This is a genomic window from Ornithinimicrobium pulveris, assembly GCF_050261105.1.
Taxonomy (GTDB): Bacteria; Actinomycetota; Actinomycetes; order Actinomycetales; family Dermatophilaceae; genus Ornithinicoccus.
In genome coordinates this window covers 1,593,415-1,606,784 of sequence record NZ_CP189837.1, presented here as the reverse complement: position 1 = coordinate 1,606,784, position 13,370 = coordinate 1,593,415, and the positions used below count along the sequence as shown (strand labels likewise).

Below are 13,370 nucleotides of genomic sequence, written 5' to 3'. Positions count from 1 at the left end.
CGACGCAGACCAGGCGATCCTCGCCTCGCGATGCCCACCACGTGGCGCGTCCGGAGACGCACCTAGCGCAGAAAGCTGGCGACGAGGTCCTCCCACAACGGCGTGTTGGTGTTCCACTCCTGACAGTGCCGAGCGTTGGGCCACACGAAGGTGTGCACCATGCCCGGTCGCCGGCGTGCCAGGTCTTGCGAGGGCCCGAAAGGCACCGTCTCATCGGTGGCCGAGTGGATGATGAAGATCCGGTGGCTGACCTCGTCGGCCCGGTCCACCCAGTTGGTCGCCGCGACGTCCACGGGCTCAGAGATCCGCAGCAGGTGCCGGGAGGCCCGGCTGCGCAGCAGGCCCCTGGCCAGGTGGTCGATCGGCCGGGGGATGAAATGCAGCTCGGCCTGGTGGGCCAGCACCGACCCCCAGTCGATCACCGGGCCGTTGAGGATCACCCGCCGCACCCGATGCGCCACGTCCGAGCGATTCAACGTCTGCAGCACGATTGCGCCACCCATCGACCACCCGAAGAGCACCAGGCGCTTGGCCCCGTGCGCCAGGGCGTAGCGCATCGCCGCGTCGACGTCCCGCCACTCCGACAGACCCAGGCTGTAGCGCCCATCAGCACTGGGCGGAGCCCCGATGTCGTTGCGATACATCGGGATCAGGCAAGTGAAGCCCAACCGGTGCAGCACCGGGACGGCCCGCAGGGTCTCTTCCCGCATCGCGCTGCGACCGTGCACGAGGATCGCCCAGTCGCCGTTGTCGGTCTCCGGCGCGGCCGGCACCCGCCAGGTCGGCAGGTCGCCGACGTCCGAGGTGACCAGCACGTCCTCGTGCTCGATCCCGAGGGCGCTGGTCGGGTCACCGCAGTAGAAATACTTGTTCCACCGCGCCGAACCCGGCGCCAGCTCACCCTTGTCGACCCCCAGGAGCCTGCGGGTGACGGTAGCGGTCCTGCCGGTTCCTTCCTGGCCGAGCACCTCGCCGAGCCGGGCATGCCCGGCTCCGCGGTCCAGCCACAGCCCGTAGCGCCCGGGCGCGACCGTGTTCGGCGTGGCCCGCAGCGTCACCTCCCCCTCGCCGTCACCCTCGCCATCGGTCACCGCGAGGATCGTGGTGTCGTCCTTCTTCTCGTGCTCTGGCGTGATGATCCGGTGCGCGAAGTAGGTCGCGGTCCCCATCGAGACCGCGCCACCGAGCGCGGCTCCCCCGGCCAGCCCGGCACCCACGACCGCCGCCCACCGGGCCGAGGTCCCGACGCCATCCTTGGCCGCCTCCGCCAACTCCCTGCCCACCGCGGTGCTCGTGCCCTTGCTCATCGGTCCTCCCGTCCGCCGGTCACTGGCGCGCCCAGCACGTCCGGCAGGGCGTAGTCGACCGGCTCATCCAGTTGGTCGTACGTGCAGCTGCCCGGCTCCCGGTCCTCCCGCCACCGCACGAACTGCACCGTATGCCGGAAGCGTGCCCCTTCGAGATAGTCGTAGCGCACCTCCACCACCCGCTCCGGCCGCAGCGGCGTGAAGGACAGGTCCTTGCCCGCCGCCCAGCGCGAGCCGGCGCTCTTGCTCGGCGTCCGCTCACCCTCGAGGTGGCGCGCCCAGTCCCACGGGTGCCCACCCAGGTCGGTGACCAGCGGCTGCAACTCCTCGAAGAGCGCCCTGCGCCGGGCCATCGGGAAGGACGACGACACCCCCACGTGCACGAGTTGACCCTCATCGTTGAACAATCCCAGCAGCAGCGACCCGATCGCCTGATCGCTGCTCTTGTGCGTGCGATAGCCCGCCACCACGCAATCCGCGGTGCGCACGTGCTTGAGCTTGGTCAGCACCCGCTTGCCAGGCTGGTAGATCGCGTCGGGGTCCTTGGCGATGACGCCATCCAGCCCGGCCCCCTCAAAGTCCACGAACCACTGCATCGCGACCTCTTCGTCGTCGGTCAGCGGCGACAGGTGCACCGACCCGGCCGAGGTCGCGGGCAGCACCTCGGCGAGGCGGGCGCGGCGCTCGCGAAAGGGCATACCTGTCAGGTCCTCGTCGCCCAGGGCGAGCAGGTCGAAGGCGACGAAGGCCGCGGGCGTGGCCTCTGCCAGCATCCGCACCCGGGAGTCCGCGGGGTGGATCCGCTGCCCCAGCGCCTCGAAGTCCAGCCGCTGACCGTCGGGCGTCGCGACCACGATCTCCCCATCGACCACGCAGCGCTCCGGCAGTTCGGCTCGGACGGCCTCGACCAGCTCGGGGAAGTAGCGCGTCATCGGCTTCTCGTTGCGCGAGCCGAGCTCGACCTCGTCCCCATCCCGGAAGACGATCGAGCGGAAGCCGTCCCACTTGGGGTCATACAGCCACCCCTGCGGCAGGCGATCCAGCGGCTTGGCCAGCATCGGGCTGACCGGAGGCATGACAGGCAGGTCCACCGCTTCAGTCTGCCCGACGGGACCGACGGACAGCAGGTGGGTCGACCCGGTTGCCGTCCTCGTCCCAGTGCTCGGCGACCTTCTTGCTCGGCTGGACCCGTGGCGGCTCCCCCGGCATCTTCGGGTGATCGGGTGGGAAGTTCAGCTCACCCAGACCCCGCTCCAGGTCGGCCTCCCACAGGGCGTAGGCGCCGTCGATCTCCCCCGGGTCGTCATGCATGCCGGTCCACGCGTCGCCATGCTCCTCGAGCCAGCCGGGCACCGTGTGCACGGTGAGCTCGGCGGGCACGACCTCGTCCAGCTGCTCCCAGGTCACCGGGACCGAGACCGGCGCTCCCGGCAGGATCCGCGGGCTCCACGCCGCGGCCAGGGTGCGGTCGCGGGTCGCCTGGTTGAAGTCGACGAAGATCCGCTCGCCCCGCTGCTCCTTCCACCAGGCGGTGGTCACCAGGTCGGGCAGCCGCCGCTCCAGCTCGCGCGCGATCCCGATCACCGCGTGCCGCACCTCGAGGAACTCCAACCGAGGGCGAATGGGCGCGAAGACGTGCACCCCGCGACTCCCGGTGGTCTTCACGTAGGGCGTCAGCCCGGCGTCCCGGAGCACCTCACGCAGCCCGTGCGCCGCCTCGACCACGTCCCTGAAGGCACGGCCGGGCTGGGGGTCGAGGTCGATGCGCACCTCGTCCGGGTGGTCGTTGTCCCCGCTGCGTACCGGCCAGGGGTGCCAGGTCACCGTGCTCATCTGCGCCGTCCACAGCAACGTCGCGGCATCGTCGATCACCAGCTGCGGATGGCTGCGTCCGCTCGGGTAGGTCACCATCGTGGTCCGTGACCATTCAGGGACGCCCTTGGGCGGGTTCTTGGAGTAGAACTCCTCCCCCTCGATCCCGCCGCGCACCCGCTGCAGGGTCACCGGACGATCGGCCAGCCCGCGCAGCATGGGTTGAGCAACAGCGTCCAGGTATGCCGTGAGGTCGGCCTTGGTGATCGCCGCACCCTGGTCCGTGGCGGGCCAGACGATCTTGTCGGGGCTGCTCAGGCGCACCTGGCGAGGCTGGTCGTCGGGGCCGTTCGAGTCAAGCATCAGGGCGTCCGCCATGAGGCGAGCGTAGGCCACCTGCGCGGAGCGACCGCCGCGTCCAAGGCTGCGACGCAGATCACATCACGAGCCCACAACAATCGCGCCCCGTCCGACGTCTAGTGGGTATCCGAGGCCGACCGGCATCGGGACACCCGGGCCGAGCCACCAGCGCCGACCCCGGTTCAAAGGGGCATCACCATGCGTCGTTCCACCCGCACCCTCACCGCTCTCCTCGTCGCCGCGCCGCTCGTGGGCAGCGCCGTCCTACCCGCCAACGCGGCGCCCAAGCAGGAGCAGTACAAGTCCTCGGGCACGTCTATCCACCTGAGCGTCGATGGCGCGAGCAGCTCCGACGTGGTCCCCGGCAACTACCTCATGGGTGATGTCGACATCTACAACAACGAGGCGACCGGCTACCTCATCTCCTTCGACTGTGAGGACGGCGCGATCCCTGGGGATGAGGCCGGGTGCGACTACGTCGGCGAGTTCAACCTCTACGGCAACGTCACCACCTCCAAGGTCAAGGGCAAGACCAAGAGCACGTCGGTCAGCGGAACCCTCACGGCCTTCAGCTGGAACTACGACGGCGAGGACGAGGAGTACATCGAGCTTGGCCAGATGCAGCTGGACGCCACCGTCAGCCCCTACGGCAAGGCCATCAAGACGCGCGACGCCTCGACCTACGTGGACCAGAACACCGGTGAGCGGTGGTCGTACCGCTCGATGCGCACCTCCACCTCGGCCAATATCTCCGGCTCCCTCGACTCCATCGACCTCGCCGGCTTGGGCAGCATCGGGACCTACAAGAACATGGAGCGCTACCCGGCGATGCCCTCCGACGGCTGATCGGCGCCTCCGCCGGCACACACCGCGCCAGCGCACACCGCGTTAGCGCACACCGCGTCAGGGCCTCGGGAACATCCCCGGGGCCCTGACGTTGTCCCTGGCATGGCTACCCACCACAGCACCCCGGCGCGCGACGCCGCCCAGCCCGACGCCACGGCATACCGGGCCGGGCGATCCGAGGAGGACTGGAAGGATCGGCTCAGCCCCGCGGAGTACCAGGTGCTGCGCGAGTCCGGCACGGAGCGCCCTTTCGTCGGCGAGTACACCAACACCACCACCGAGGGCGTCTACGCCTGTCGCGCCTGCGGCGAGGAGCTCTTCCGCAGCGAGACCAAGTTCGAGTCGCACTGCGGGTGGCCGAGCTTCTACGCGCCGCTGGCCGAGGACCGCGTGGAGTACCTGCGCGATGACTCCCTCGGCCGCACCCGCGTCGAGGTGCGCTGCGCCGCCTGCGGGTCGCACCTGGGGCACGTCTTCGAGGGTGAGGGCTATGACACCCCGACCGACCAGCGCTATTGCATGAACTCGATCGCGATGACGCTGGTGGAGAAGGACGCCTGACATCCTCCCCTGACCCGTGCGTCAGGGCAGGCGCGTCACCAGGTCCTCGATCTCGACGCGCGGCCCGGTGAAGAACGGGACCTCCTCGCGCACATGCGTCCGTGCGTCGGTCGCGCGCAGGTCACGCATCAGATCCACGATGCGGTGCAGCTCATCGGCCTCAAAGGCGAGCAACCACTCGTAGTCGCCCAGGGCGAACGAGGAGATCGTGTTGGCCAGCACGTCCTTGTAGTCCTTGGCGGCCAGGCCGTGCTCGCGCAGCATCCGACCGCGCTCCGCCGGGTCGAGGAGATACCACTCGTAGGAGCGCACGAACGGGTAGACGCAGATGAACTTTCGCGGCTCCTCCCCCGAGAGGAAGGCCGGCACGTGGCCCCGGTTGAACTCCGCCGGGCGGTGCAGGCCGACATTCGACCAGACCGGCTCGAGGTGACGCCCCAGGTGGGTCTGCCGGAAGCGCTGGTAGGCGGTCTGCACCAGCTCGACGTCCTCCGCGTACCACCAGATGAGCAGGTCCGCGTCCGCGCGGAGCCCGGCGACGTCATACAGGCCCCGGACGACCAGCCCCTTGCCCTCGAGCTCGGCGAACAGGGCACGCACCTCGCTGGCGAGGTCCGCCCGGTCGAGGTCCGCGGGGAGCGGGCCGACGGTGCGGAAGACCGAGTAGGCGGCGTAGCGGATGGTCTGGTTGATCTCTTCGGCCTGCTCGGGCGTGGGTGGGGTGTAGGACGTCATGCCTCCATTGTGGGACGGCCGCGGAGGAGGTCGGTCACCGCCCTCCGCGCGGACGCGATGCAGGCCGGGATCCCCACGCCGTCGTAGGTCGCGCCGCAGACCGCGAGGCCCGGGACGCGAGCCACGTCCTGGCGAACTGCCGCGACGAGGTCGACATGACCGACGGCATACTGGGGCAGCCCGCCACCCCACCGCTGGACGTGGGTGTCGACCGGCTCGGGCAGGTCCCGGCCGAGCGCGGCGGACAGGTCGACGAGGGCGGCGGCGACCAGATCCTCGTCCGGGTGCTGCAGCGAGGACTCCTCGCGGTGCCGACCGATCGAGGCGCGCAGGTAGGTCAGGTCGGCGCCCTCCGCGCCCGCGCCACGGCCGAGCTCGCGCACCCAGTCCCACTTGTTCGCGCTGAAGGTGGCCGCCTTGATCCGCCTGCCGTCGACGGGCGGGACCAGGAAGCCCGAGCCGGTCAGTTCCCCGAGCGCGTCGGTCGGGAAGGCGACGGTGATGACCGCCATGGACGCGGTCTCGACCTCGCCCAGGCGACGGCTGGCCTCGGGCGCGAGGGTGGCGAGCAGGCGGCTCGCGGGGGCGGGCGGCAGCGCGAGGATCACCCGATCCCCCCTGTATGTCGTGGGGCTCGGCCGCGGACCCGTCACCACGGTGAAACTCCCGTGGGGGTCGCGGTGCAGCTCGCGGGCGAGGGTGCCGGTGTGGACGGTCGCGCCCTGGCGGGTGACGTGCTCGGCAAGGGCGGCGGGGAGCCGGTGGAGGCCTCCTGTGACCGTCGCGAAAACGGGTGCGGCGGCGTGGGACTGGGTGCCGTCGGTCGGGGCGGGCATGAGGTGGGCGACGGTGCCGGTGAGCGTTCCGCCCTGGCCGATCGCGCGCAGGAGTTGCGGCAGGGTGGCGCGCGCCGAGATGAGATCGGCGTGCCCGGCGTAGACGCCACCCAGCAGGGGCTCGACCAGGCGATCGACGACGGCGCGTCCGAGACGATCGGTCACGAGCTGGCCGACCGAGATGTCCTCTCCCTCAGCGATGGTCGCGTCGAGGACCTCGTCCTTGGCTCGGGCGACCTCCTCGGCGGTGAGCAGTCCATGCAGGGTGTCGGCCTCGGCGGGGACGCCCATCAAGGTGCGGCGCGGGAGCGGATTCAGGCGGCCACGGCTCCAGACCTGGGCGGGGGCGGCCGTGGGGTGGGCGATGTGGTCATGCAGGCCCGCGGCGTCGATCAGGTCGAGAGCTTCTGGCCGGCGGGCGAGGACGGCCTCCGCGCCGACGTCGACCAGCTGGCCGGCGACCTCATGGCCCCGGATCTTGCCGCCGACGCGGTCACTGCCTTCCAGGATGGTGACCTGGCTGGTGGGGTCGGCGGTCAGGAGGGCGTGCGCAGCGGCGAGACCGGAGATCCCGCCGCCGATGACGAGGGTGTGCGGCATGGACTCAGCGTCTCACCAGTGATTCGTGACCCGAACGTGACCCCGGTGGCGGAACGCTGGCTGTGGCGGCGCGGTCACAGGAAGCATGAAAACGCTGCTTGCGCTCCTCGTGTCCATGCTGCTGGTCCTGGCTGGCTGCTCCGCCGCTCCCTCGGCGGACTCCACCGCTGGCCCGGGTTCGCCGTCGTCGCAGGAATATCAGGAAGGGGGTGTTGATGCTGCTGATCTGGATTCTGCTGCTGGGGAGACCGCGGCGGGAGATGCCGGCGAAGCCGAGTCCGGTGGGGACGCTGCTGGTGGGGCTGCTGATGACCCTGCGGGTGTGGGCGGAGTCGGCGGGACTGCGGGTGACGGCGGTGGGGCCATGATGGTCCGCCGAGCCACCCTGGAGGTCGTTGTGGACGATGTGGTGTCAGCGACCACGACCGTACGGGCCACGGTGCTGGGTGCTGGCGGCTGGATCGAGTCCGAGGAGATTCGACCGGCGACCGAAACCCGTCCTGGGAGTGGGTCGCTGGTGCTGCGGGTGCCGTCGGAGCACCTGGATGAGGTGCTCACCGACCTGGGCGGACTCGGTGAGGTGACCTCCAGCCGCAGCAGCGCCACGAACGTGTCCGCCGAGTACCGCGACACCGAAGCCCGCATCGCCACCCTCGAGGCAGGCGCGGATCGGTTGCGGGAGCTGGTGGGTCAGGCCGAGAGCGTGCAGGACATCGCTGATCTCGAGCGTGAGCTGTCCCAGCGCGAGGCTGACCTGGACGGGTTGAAGGCTCGCTTGAAGGCGCTGGGTGAGGACGTCGCTCGGTCCGCGGTCACGCTGCACCTTGCTGAGGAAGCCGACGAGCTGCCGGTCGAGGAGGAGCCGACCGAGGGCTTCCTGGTCGGGCTCAGCAACGGCTGGTCGGCCTTCACTTCATCGGTGACGGTGCTGGTGACAGCGCTGGGCGCGCTGCTGCCGTTCCTGGTGCTCGCGGCTCTGGTAGTGGCACCCGTCGTGTGGTGGCGGCGACGCTCGCGCAACACGGTCGAAACACGAGCGGGTCTAGGCTCGAGCAGTGACCGACACGAAGCTGCAGCAGGAGATCCGGACGGCTCTTGAGGTCGTCGACCCCGACACCTTCGACGCGCAGGCAGAAGCCGAGCGCCGGGTCGACTTCCTGACCCGCTATCTGCGGGAGACCGGTCTGAAGGGTTATGTCCTGGGGATCAGCGGCGGCGTCGACTCCAGCACCGGGGGACGTCTGGCCCAGCTGGCCTGCGAGCGGATCCGCTCCGAAGGTGGCGATGCGACCTTCGTGGCGATGCGGCTGCCGTATCAGGTGCAGAAGGACGAGGACGACGCGCAGAAGGCACTGGAGTTCATCGCTCCCGATGAGGTGATGACGGTCGATATCGGACCAGGGGTCGACGCCCTGTGGGAGTCCACCCTTGCCGCCGGACTGCGATCTCATCTGGACGAGAAGGCCGAGTTTCACAAGGGCAATGTGAAAGCCCGCGCTCGGATGATTGCCCAGTACACCGTGGCCGGCGCGCGCGGGATGGCGGTGCTCGGCACCGACCAGGCCGCCGAGGCTGTGGTGGGCTTCTTCACCAAGTTCGGTGACGGCGCGGCGGACCTGACTCCCCTGTTCGGCCTGCCCAAGCGGCGCGTGCGCGAGATCTGCCGCTGGCTGGGCGCTCCGGAGAGCGTCGTGGACAAGGTGCCCACGGCCGACCTTGAGAGCGACCGGCCCCTGATCGCCGACGAGGTTGCTCTGGGCGTGCGCTACGAGATCGTCGACGACTACCTCGAGGGGCTGGACGTGCCGGCCGAGGACGAGGCCACCATCATCGGTTGGTATCGCCGGACCGCGCACAAGCGCGCACTGCCGGTGACCCCCGACGGTTTCCTCCAGGATCGCGGCACGCCCGCTGATCAGTGACGGAACTGCACCCGCAGGAGTGGCGTCATACCAGCGGTCGGCTCACCTGCCGACACCCTCATCCGCGGAGGTGGCCCATGCCGCTCGTGACCCAGCTCCTCTCGCAGGGCTTCTCCCTGCAGTTTGATGACGTGCAGTTCGACGACGTGCAGTTCAACGACGCACCCTTCATCGGTGACGCGGTCATCGAAGAGGGCGTCTGGCACGATCCGTCGCCGTTCATGGGACCGGGGATGGACCCCGGCGGCGGGGCGTTCACCGTGATCCCCGCACTGATCGGCATCGTCTTCGTGATCGGCGTGATCTTCATGATCTTCAAGCTGATCCAGGCCGGCCACACCTTCGCCGAGAACAGCTCTTCCCCGGAGCTGACCGTTCCGGCCAAGCTCGTGGCCAAGCGCACCACCACCAGCGGCGGCGGCAACGACACCCACGTCACCACGACGCACTACGCCACCTTCGAGGTCGCCAGTGGCGAACGGATGGAGCTGAAGGTGAACGGGCGTGAGTACGGCCAGCTCGCCGAGGGTGATGAGGGGACGCTGACCCACCAGGGCACCTGGTACCGAAAGTTCGAGCGCAGCCGCGTGCTGCCGCTCGACGGCACCTGGGAGGCTCCTGGCGGGGCGAGCCCGCTCCCTCCTCCCCCGTCGCAGAACTAGCCCGCGCCCGGGCGCTCTTGCCGATCAGTCAGGGCGCGGAGACCTCGTGCACCAGCTCGACGACTCGCGTGAGCACCTCGGGGTCGGTGCTCGGGAGCACTCCGTGGCCCAGGTTGAAGATGTGACCAGGCGCCTGGCGCCCTTCCTCCACGATCTCGCGCACCCGAGCCTCGAGGGCCTCCCACGGCGCAAAGAGCAGCGCGGGATCGAGGTTGCCCTGCACGGCATACCGGCCACCGGTGCGCTCGACCGCGTCGGTGAGCGAGACGCGGTAGTCGACCCCGATCACGTCCGCGCCCGCGTCAGCCATGGGCACGAGCAACTCGCCGGTCCCCACGCCGAAGTGGATGCGGGGCAGGTCCGGGTGATGCTCGGCGAGGTCCCCGAGAACCCGTCGGCTGTGCGGCTCGACATGCCGCAGGTAGTCGGCTCGGGACAGGTGTCCCGCCCAGGAGTCGAAGAGTTGGATCGCGCTGGCCCCGGCTCCGGCCTGGACCTGGAGGAAGATCGAGGAGATCTGGGCGAGGCGGGCACACAGATCGCTCCAGAGCTCCGGGTCGCCGTGCATCAGCGCCTTGGTCCGCTCGTGGTTCTTGCTCGGCCCCCCTTCGACGAGATAACTCGCCAACGTGAACGGAGCCCCGGCGAAACCGATCAGCGGCGTCTCCCCCAGCTCTCCCACCAAGAGGCGGACGGACTCGGCGATGTCCGAGATCTGATCCGGGTACAGCTCGGGGATGCGCTCGACCTCCGCGCGGGTACGGATCGGCTCGGCGATGACCGGCCCGGTCCCGGCGACGATGTCCAGATCGATGCCGACCGCCTGCAGCGGGACCACGATGTCGGAGAAGAAGATGGCTGCGTCGACGCCGTGCCGGCGGACCGGCTGCAGGGTGATCTCGGTGACCATCTCCGGCTGACGGCAGCTCTCCAGCATGTTCGTGCCCTCGCGCAGCTCCCGGTACTCCGGCAGCGACCGCCCCGCCTGGCGCATGAACCAGACCGGCGTGTGCGATACCGCCTGCTGACGGGCGGCGCGGACGAGAGTGCTGTCGGTCAGAGGGGGCGCAGAAGTCACCTCCCGATCCTCGCACGCCCACGCTGAACGCCTTTGCCAGACTGGCGCCATGGACACCCCGCCCCCACCCCAGGTGATCGATGCGGTGCGGCGTCTGCGGGCGAGGCTGCCACGGCATACGGGACGCTGTGTCCTGCGGGAGGCGACCACGGCCGACGGCGAGGCGGTCCACGCCTACCGGTCGTTGCCCGAGGTCGCCCTCTACCTGGGACACCCACCGCTCAGCCGCGAGGCGAGCGTCGAGTGGCTCAGCCGCAAGCTGGACAACCCCACCGCAGTCTCCGTCGCGATCGTCGTGGACGACACGCTCATCGGCGACGTGCTCGCGTGGGTGCGGCCGTGCGCGGCCAAGGCGCCAGCGGTGACCGAGGAGGTCGAGGCCGGGATTGGGTATGCCGTGCACCCCTCCTGGCAGGGTCGGGGGCTCGCCTCCGAGGCGGTCGAGGCCGTGGTCGACCTGCTGGTCACCGAGGTGGGGGTGCGGCGGATCACCTCCCGGGTGTTCGCGCCGGCCGCCGCCTCCTCCCGCCTGCTGGAGCGGATCGGCTTCGTGCGGGAGGGGATCGAGCGGCAGTCGATGCTCGCGCCCGACGGGCAGACCTGGTGGGACGACGAGTGGTGGTCCCTGCTGCGTCCGGGGCGCCCCGGGCGCGCCGTTGCCGCGCCCGAGCCCGTGCGCCGCCTACTGTAGAGGGGTGGTGAGCAAGATCTCTGGGTCGCGCTCGCGCTCTCGGGCTGCGGGCTCCAGCAGCGTGCCCGAGACCTTCTTCTCCCGCTCCATCGCCGGCCTGGCCGAGGTGTCCGGCCGCCCCGAGCTGGTGCTCGAGGAGGTCCCCGCCCCCACCCGCCTGGCCCCGCACGCGGTCGCGCTCTCCGGTGAGGTGATCCCGTCGCACCTGGGTGAGGACGACGATCCGATCGCGACCGGCCGGTTCGTGCTGCTGCACGACCCTGAGGAACCGGAGCCGTGGGAAGGCACCTGGCGGGTGGTGAGTTACGCCAAGGCGGCCATGGAGCCGGAGGTCGGGCACGACCCGCTGGCCGGGCAGGCCGGCTGGTCCTGGCTGACCGAAGCGATCGAGGCCGCCGACCTGGGTTGGGCCGCGCCTGCGGGCACGGTGACCTGCGTGACCTCGGAGAGCTTCGGGGCCTTGGAGGATCGTGCCCCGACTGTCGAGCTGGAGATCCGCGCCTCCTGGACCCCGGTGCTGACGACCGGGCGGGAAAACGCTGAGCTCGCTGCCCACCTGGGCGCCTGGGGGGACCTCCTCTGCACGCTCGCCGGGCTGCCTCCCTTGCCCGAGGGTGTCGTGGCGCTTGGCGTGCGCCGGTGACCGGCACCTCCCCTGCCGGGCTCGACCCGGACCCGACCTCAGACTTTGAACGGCTGGACGCGCCGGTCGAGGGCGTCCCCGATGTCATCGACACTCCGCAGGGCCTGGACCGTGCAGTGGAGGCGCTCGCCGGTGGGACCGGGCCGATCGCCATCGATGCGGAGCGGGCGTCCGGCTATCGCTATGGGCAGCGGGCCTATCTGGTGCAGATCCGGCGCGAGGGCTCGGGAACCTGGCTGATCGACCCGGTGCCGATCGAGGATCTGTCCGGGCTTGCCGAGGTGCTCACCGGGCCGGAGTGGGTGCTGCACGCCGCCACCCAGGACATCCCGTGCCTGGACGAGATCGGGCTGCGGCCGAGCGCCTTGTTCGACACCGAGTTGGGGGCGCGGATCGCTGGGCTGCCCCGGGTGGGGCTGTCGGCGTCGATGGAGTACTACCTCGGGGTGACCCTGGCCAAGGAACATTCGGCGGTGGACTGGTCCACCCGCCCGTTGCCCGAGCCGTGGCTGCGCTATGCCGCGCTCGACGTGGAGTTGCTCGTGGAGCTGCGCGAGCGGATGGCGCGCGACCTTGCCGAGCAGGGCAAGCTGGCGTGGGCCGAGCAGGAGTTCGCGGCGCTGTGCGACTTCAGCGGGCCACGGAGCCTGCGTGATCCTGAGCCCTGGCGGCGCACCTCCGGCACCCACCGGCTGCGTGGGGCGCGCAACACGGCTGCCTTGCGCGAGCTGTGGTTCGCACGGGACGAGATCGCCCGCGACCGGGACGTCTCCGTGGGTCGCGTGCTTCCGGACAGTTCACTCGTGGATCTGGCGGCCCGTATGCCGAAACAGGCGTCGGGGTTGCCCGCGGCCACCAAGGAGCGTTCGCATTCGCGCCAACGGCGCGCGGAGCAGGGGTTGTTGCGCTATCAGCGCACCTGGTTGGCGGCCATCCGGCGAGCTGCAGAGTTGCCTGAGGACGAGTTGCCCGCGCCTGCGGTGCGCGGCGACATTCCTCCACCGGCGCGTGCGTGGGCTGATCGGGATCCGGATGCGGCGGATCGGCTGGGTCGAGCCAAGGAGTCGTTGGCTCGGCTGTCGGAGGAACTCGACATTCCGGTGGAGAACCTGATGACCCCGGACACCGTGCGTCGGGTGCTGTGGCGTCCCCCCCGCCCGGCGACGCCGGAACGGTTGGAGGAGGTCCTGGTTGATCTGGGCGCCCGGCCGTGGCAACGTGAACTCGTCACCCCGGTGCTGCTCGAGGCCATCGCCACCGATTGACTGTGTCGCGACTCTCACTCAATGTTCAGCGTTATCTCATATATGTGATCTA

The 13,370-nt window shown here is 70.1% G+C and carries 14 protein-coding genes; 8 read left to right on the top strand and 6 right to left on the bottom strand.

Annotated elements, in window-relative coordinates:
* Positions 1 to 62: 62 nt before the first annotated feature.
* Genes ACQBAT_RS07360 through ligD form a run of 3 tightly spaced genes read right to left on the bottom strand, consistent with a single transcriptional unit; the run spans position 63 to position 3,497 of the window.
* Positions 63 to 1,307, bottom strand: coding sequence for an alpha/beta hydrolase family protein (locus ACQBAT_RS07360; protein ID WP_420748691.1), 1,245 nt, complete (start codon positions 1,305 to 1,307; stop codon positions 63 to 65).
* Positions 1,304 to 2,398, bottom strand: coding sequence for an ATP-dependent DNA ligase (locus ACQBAT_RS07355; RefSeq protein WP_420748690.1), 1,095 nt, complete (start codon positions 2,396 to 2,398; stop codon positions 1,304 to 1,306). Before ACQBAT_RS07355 ends, ACQBAT_RS07360 begins: the two co-directional genes overlap by 4 nt.
* 4 nt (positions 2,399 to 2,402) lie before the next feature.
* Positions 2,403 to 3,497: a non-homologous end-joining DNA ligase gene (gene ligD / locus ACQBAT_RS07350; protein WP_420748689.1), complete on the bottom strand. Its 1,095-nt coding sequence runs from the start codon at positions 3,495 to 3,497 to the stop codon at positions 2,403 to 2,405.
* 180 nt (positions 3,498 to 3,677) lie between these two features.
* Here ligD and ACQBAT_RS07345 point away from each other — a divergent pair, with 180 nt between their 5' ends.
* Together ACQBAT_RS07345 and msrB are read left to right on the top strand one after the other, a co-directional pair.
* Positions 3,678 to 4,325 carry a hypothetical protein gene (locus tag ACQBAT_RS07345; RefSeq protein WP_420748688.1) on the top strand — a complete coding sequence of 216 codons (648 nt, stop codon included), beginning with the start codon at positions 3,678 to 3,680 and terminating at the stop codon, positions 4,323 to 4,325.
* 102 nt (positions 4,326 to 4,427) lie between these two features.
* Entirely contained in the window at positions 4,428 to 4,886 is a 459-nt protein-coding gene (gene msrB / locus ACQBAT_RS07340; RefSeq protein WP_420748687.1) for a peptide-methionine (R)-S-oxide reductase MsrB, read from the top strand.
* A gap of 21 nt (positions 4,887 to 4,907) precedes the next feature.
* Here the strand turns inward: msrB and hemQ are convergent, their stop codons facing one another.
* Positions 4,908 to 5,621, bottom strand: a complete 714-nt coding sequence (gene hemQ, locus ACQBAT_RS07335) for a hydrogen peroxide-dependent heme synthase (protein ID WP_420748686.1) — start codon at positions 5,619 to 5,621, stop codon at positions 4,908 to 4,910.
* Positions 5,618 to 7,057, bottom strand: a complete 1,440-nt coding sequence (gene hemG / locus ACQBAT_RS07330; protein WP_420748685.1) for a protoporphyrinogen oxidase — start codon at positions 7,055 to 7,057, stop codon at positions 5,618 to 5,620. Before hemG ends, hemQ begins: the two co-directional genes overlap by 4 nt.
* Before the next feature lie 85 nt (positions 7,058 to 7,142).
* On the opposite strand from hemG, the gene ACQBAT_RS07325 reads away from it, so the two are divergent.
* The 3 genes from ACQBAT_RS07325 (at position 7,143) to ACQBAT_RS07315 (ending at position 9,641) form a co-directional block, all read left to right on the top strand.
* Complete coding sequence (locus ACQBAT_RS07325; RefSeq protein WP_420748684.1) at positions 7,143 to 8,156, top strand: DUF4349 domain-containing protein; 1,014 nt, start codon at positions 7,143 to 7,145, stop codon at positions 8,154 to 8,156.
* Complete coding sequence (gene nadE, locus ACQBAT_RS07320) at positions 8,113 to 8,979, top strand: ammonia-dependent NAD(+) synthetase (RefSeq protein WP_420748683.1); 867 nt, start codon at positions 8,113 to 8,115, stop codon at positions 8,977 to 8,979. Before ACQBAT_RS07325 ends, nadE begins: the two co-directional genes overlap by 44 nt.
* 77 nt (positions 8,980 to 9,056) lie before the next feature.
* Positions 9,057 to 9,641 (top strand): DUF2500 domain-containing protein, encoded by a 585-nt coding sequence (locus ACQBAT_RS07315; protein WP_420748682.1) that lies wholly within the window; start codon positions 9,057 to 9,059, stop codon positions 9,639 to 9,641.
* 28 nt (positions 9,642 to 9,669) lie between these two features.
* On the opposite strand, the gene hemE is transcribed toward ACQBAT_RS07315, so the two are convergent.
* Entirely contained in the window at positions 9,670 to 10,770 is a 1,101-nt protein-coding gene (hemE, locus tag ACQBAT_RS07310) for a uroporphyrinogen decarboxylase (RefSeq protein WP_420748709.1), read from the bottom strand.
* Between hemE and ACQBAT_RS07305 the strand changes: the two genes are divergently transcribed.
* The 3 genes from ACQBAT_RS07305 to ACQBAT_RS07295 are packed head-to-tail and all read left to right on the top strand — an operon-like array spanning position 10,769 to position 13,318.
* Positions 10,769 to 11,410 carry a GNAT family N-acetyltransferase gene (locus ACQBAT_RS07305; RefSeq protein WP_420748681.1) on the top strand — a complete coding sequence of 214 codons (642 nt, stop codon included), beginning with the start codon at positions 10,769 to 10,771 and terminating at the stop codon, positions 11,408 to 11,410. The two genes, hemE and ACQBAT_RS07305, sit on opposite strands and share 2 nt — an antisense overlap.
* Positions 11,411 to 11,417: 7 nt before the next feature.
* Complete coding sequence (locus ACQBAT_RS07300) at positions 11,418 to 12,053, top strand: DUF3000 domain-containing protein (protein WP_420748680.1); 636 nt, start codon at positions 11,418 to 11,420, stop codon at positions 12,051 to 12,053.
* Positions 12,050 to 13,318 (top strand): ribonuclease D, encoded by a 1,269-nt coding sequence (locus ACQBAT_RS07295; protein WP_420748679.1) that lies wholly within the window; start codon positions 12,050 to 12,052, stop codon positions 13,316 to 13,318. Before ACQBAT_RS07300 ends, ACQBAT_RS07295 begins: the two co-directional genes overlap by 4 nt.
* Positions 13,319 to 13,370 lie beyond the last annotated feature (52 nt).

What these genes read in the sequence shown, in the direction of transcription:
- hemE (WP_420748709.1), bottom strand. Translation starts at nt 10,770, where the DNA reads ATGGCGCCAGTCTGGCAAAGGCGTTCAGCGTGGGCGTGCGAGGATCGG.
- hemG (WP_420748685.1), bottom strand. Translation starts at nt 7,057, where the DNA reads ATGCCGCACACCCTCGTCATCGGCGGCGGGATCTCCGGTCTCGCCGCT.
- msrB (WP_420748687.1), top strand. Translation starts at nt 4,428, where the DNA reads ATGGCTACCCACCACAGCACCCCGGCGCGCGACGCCGCCCAGCCCGAC.
- ACQBAT_RS07360 (WP_420748691.1), bottom strand. Translation starts at nt 1,307, where the DNA reads ATGAGCAAGGGCACGAGCACCGCGGTGGGCAGGGAGTTGGCGGAGGCG.
- ligD (WP_420748689.1), bottom strand. Translation starts at nt 3,497, where the DNA reads ATGGCGGACGCCCTGATGCTTGACTCGAACGGCCCCGACGACCAGCCT.
- hemQ (WP_420748686.1), bottom strand. Translation starts at nt 5,621, where the DNA reads ATGACGTCCTACACCCCACCCACGCCCGAGCAGGCCGAAGAGATCAAC.
- ACQBAT_RS07325 (WP_420748684.1), top strand. Translation starts at nt 7,143, where the DNA reads ATGAAAACGCTGCTTGCGCTCCTCGTGTCCATGCTGCTGGTCCTGGCT.
- ACQBAT_RS07305 (WP_420748681.1), top strand. Translation starts at nt 10,769, where the DNA reads ATGGACACCCCGCCCCCACCCCAGGTGATCGATGCGGTGCGGCGTCTG.
- ACQBAT_RS07315 (WP_420748682.1), top strand. Translation starts at nt 9,057, where the DNA reads ATGCCGCTCGTGACCCAGCTCCTCTCGCAGGGCTTCTCCCTGCAGTTT.
- ACQBAT_RS07345 (WP_420748688.1), top strand. Translation starts at nt 3,678, where the DNA reads ATGCGTCGTTCCACCCGCACCCTCACCGCTCTCCTCGTCGCCGCGCCG.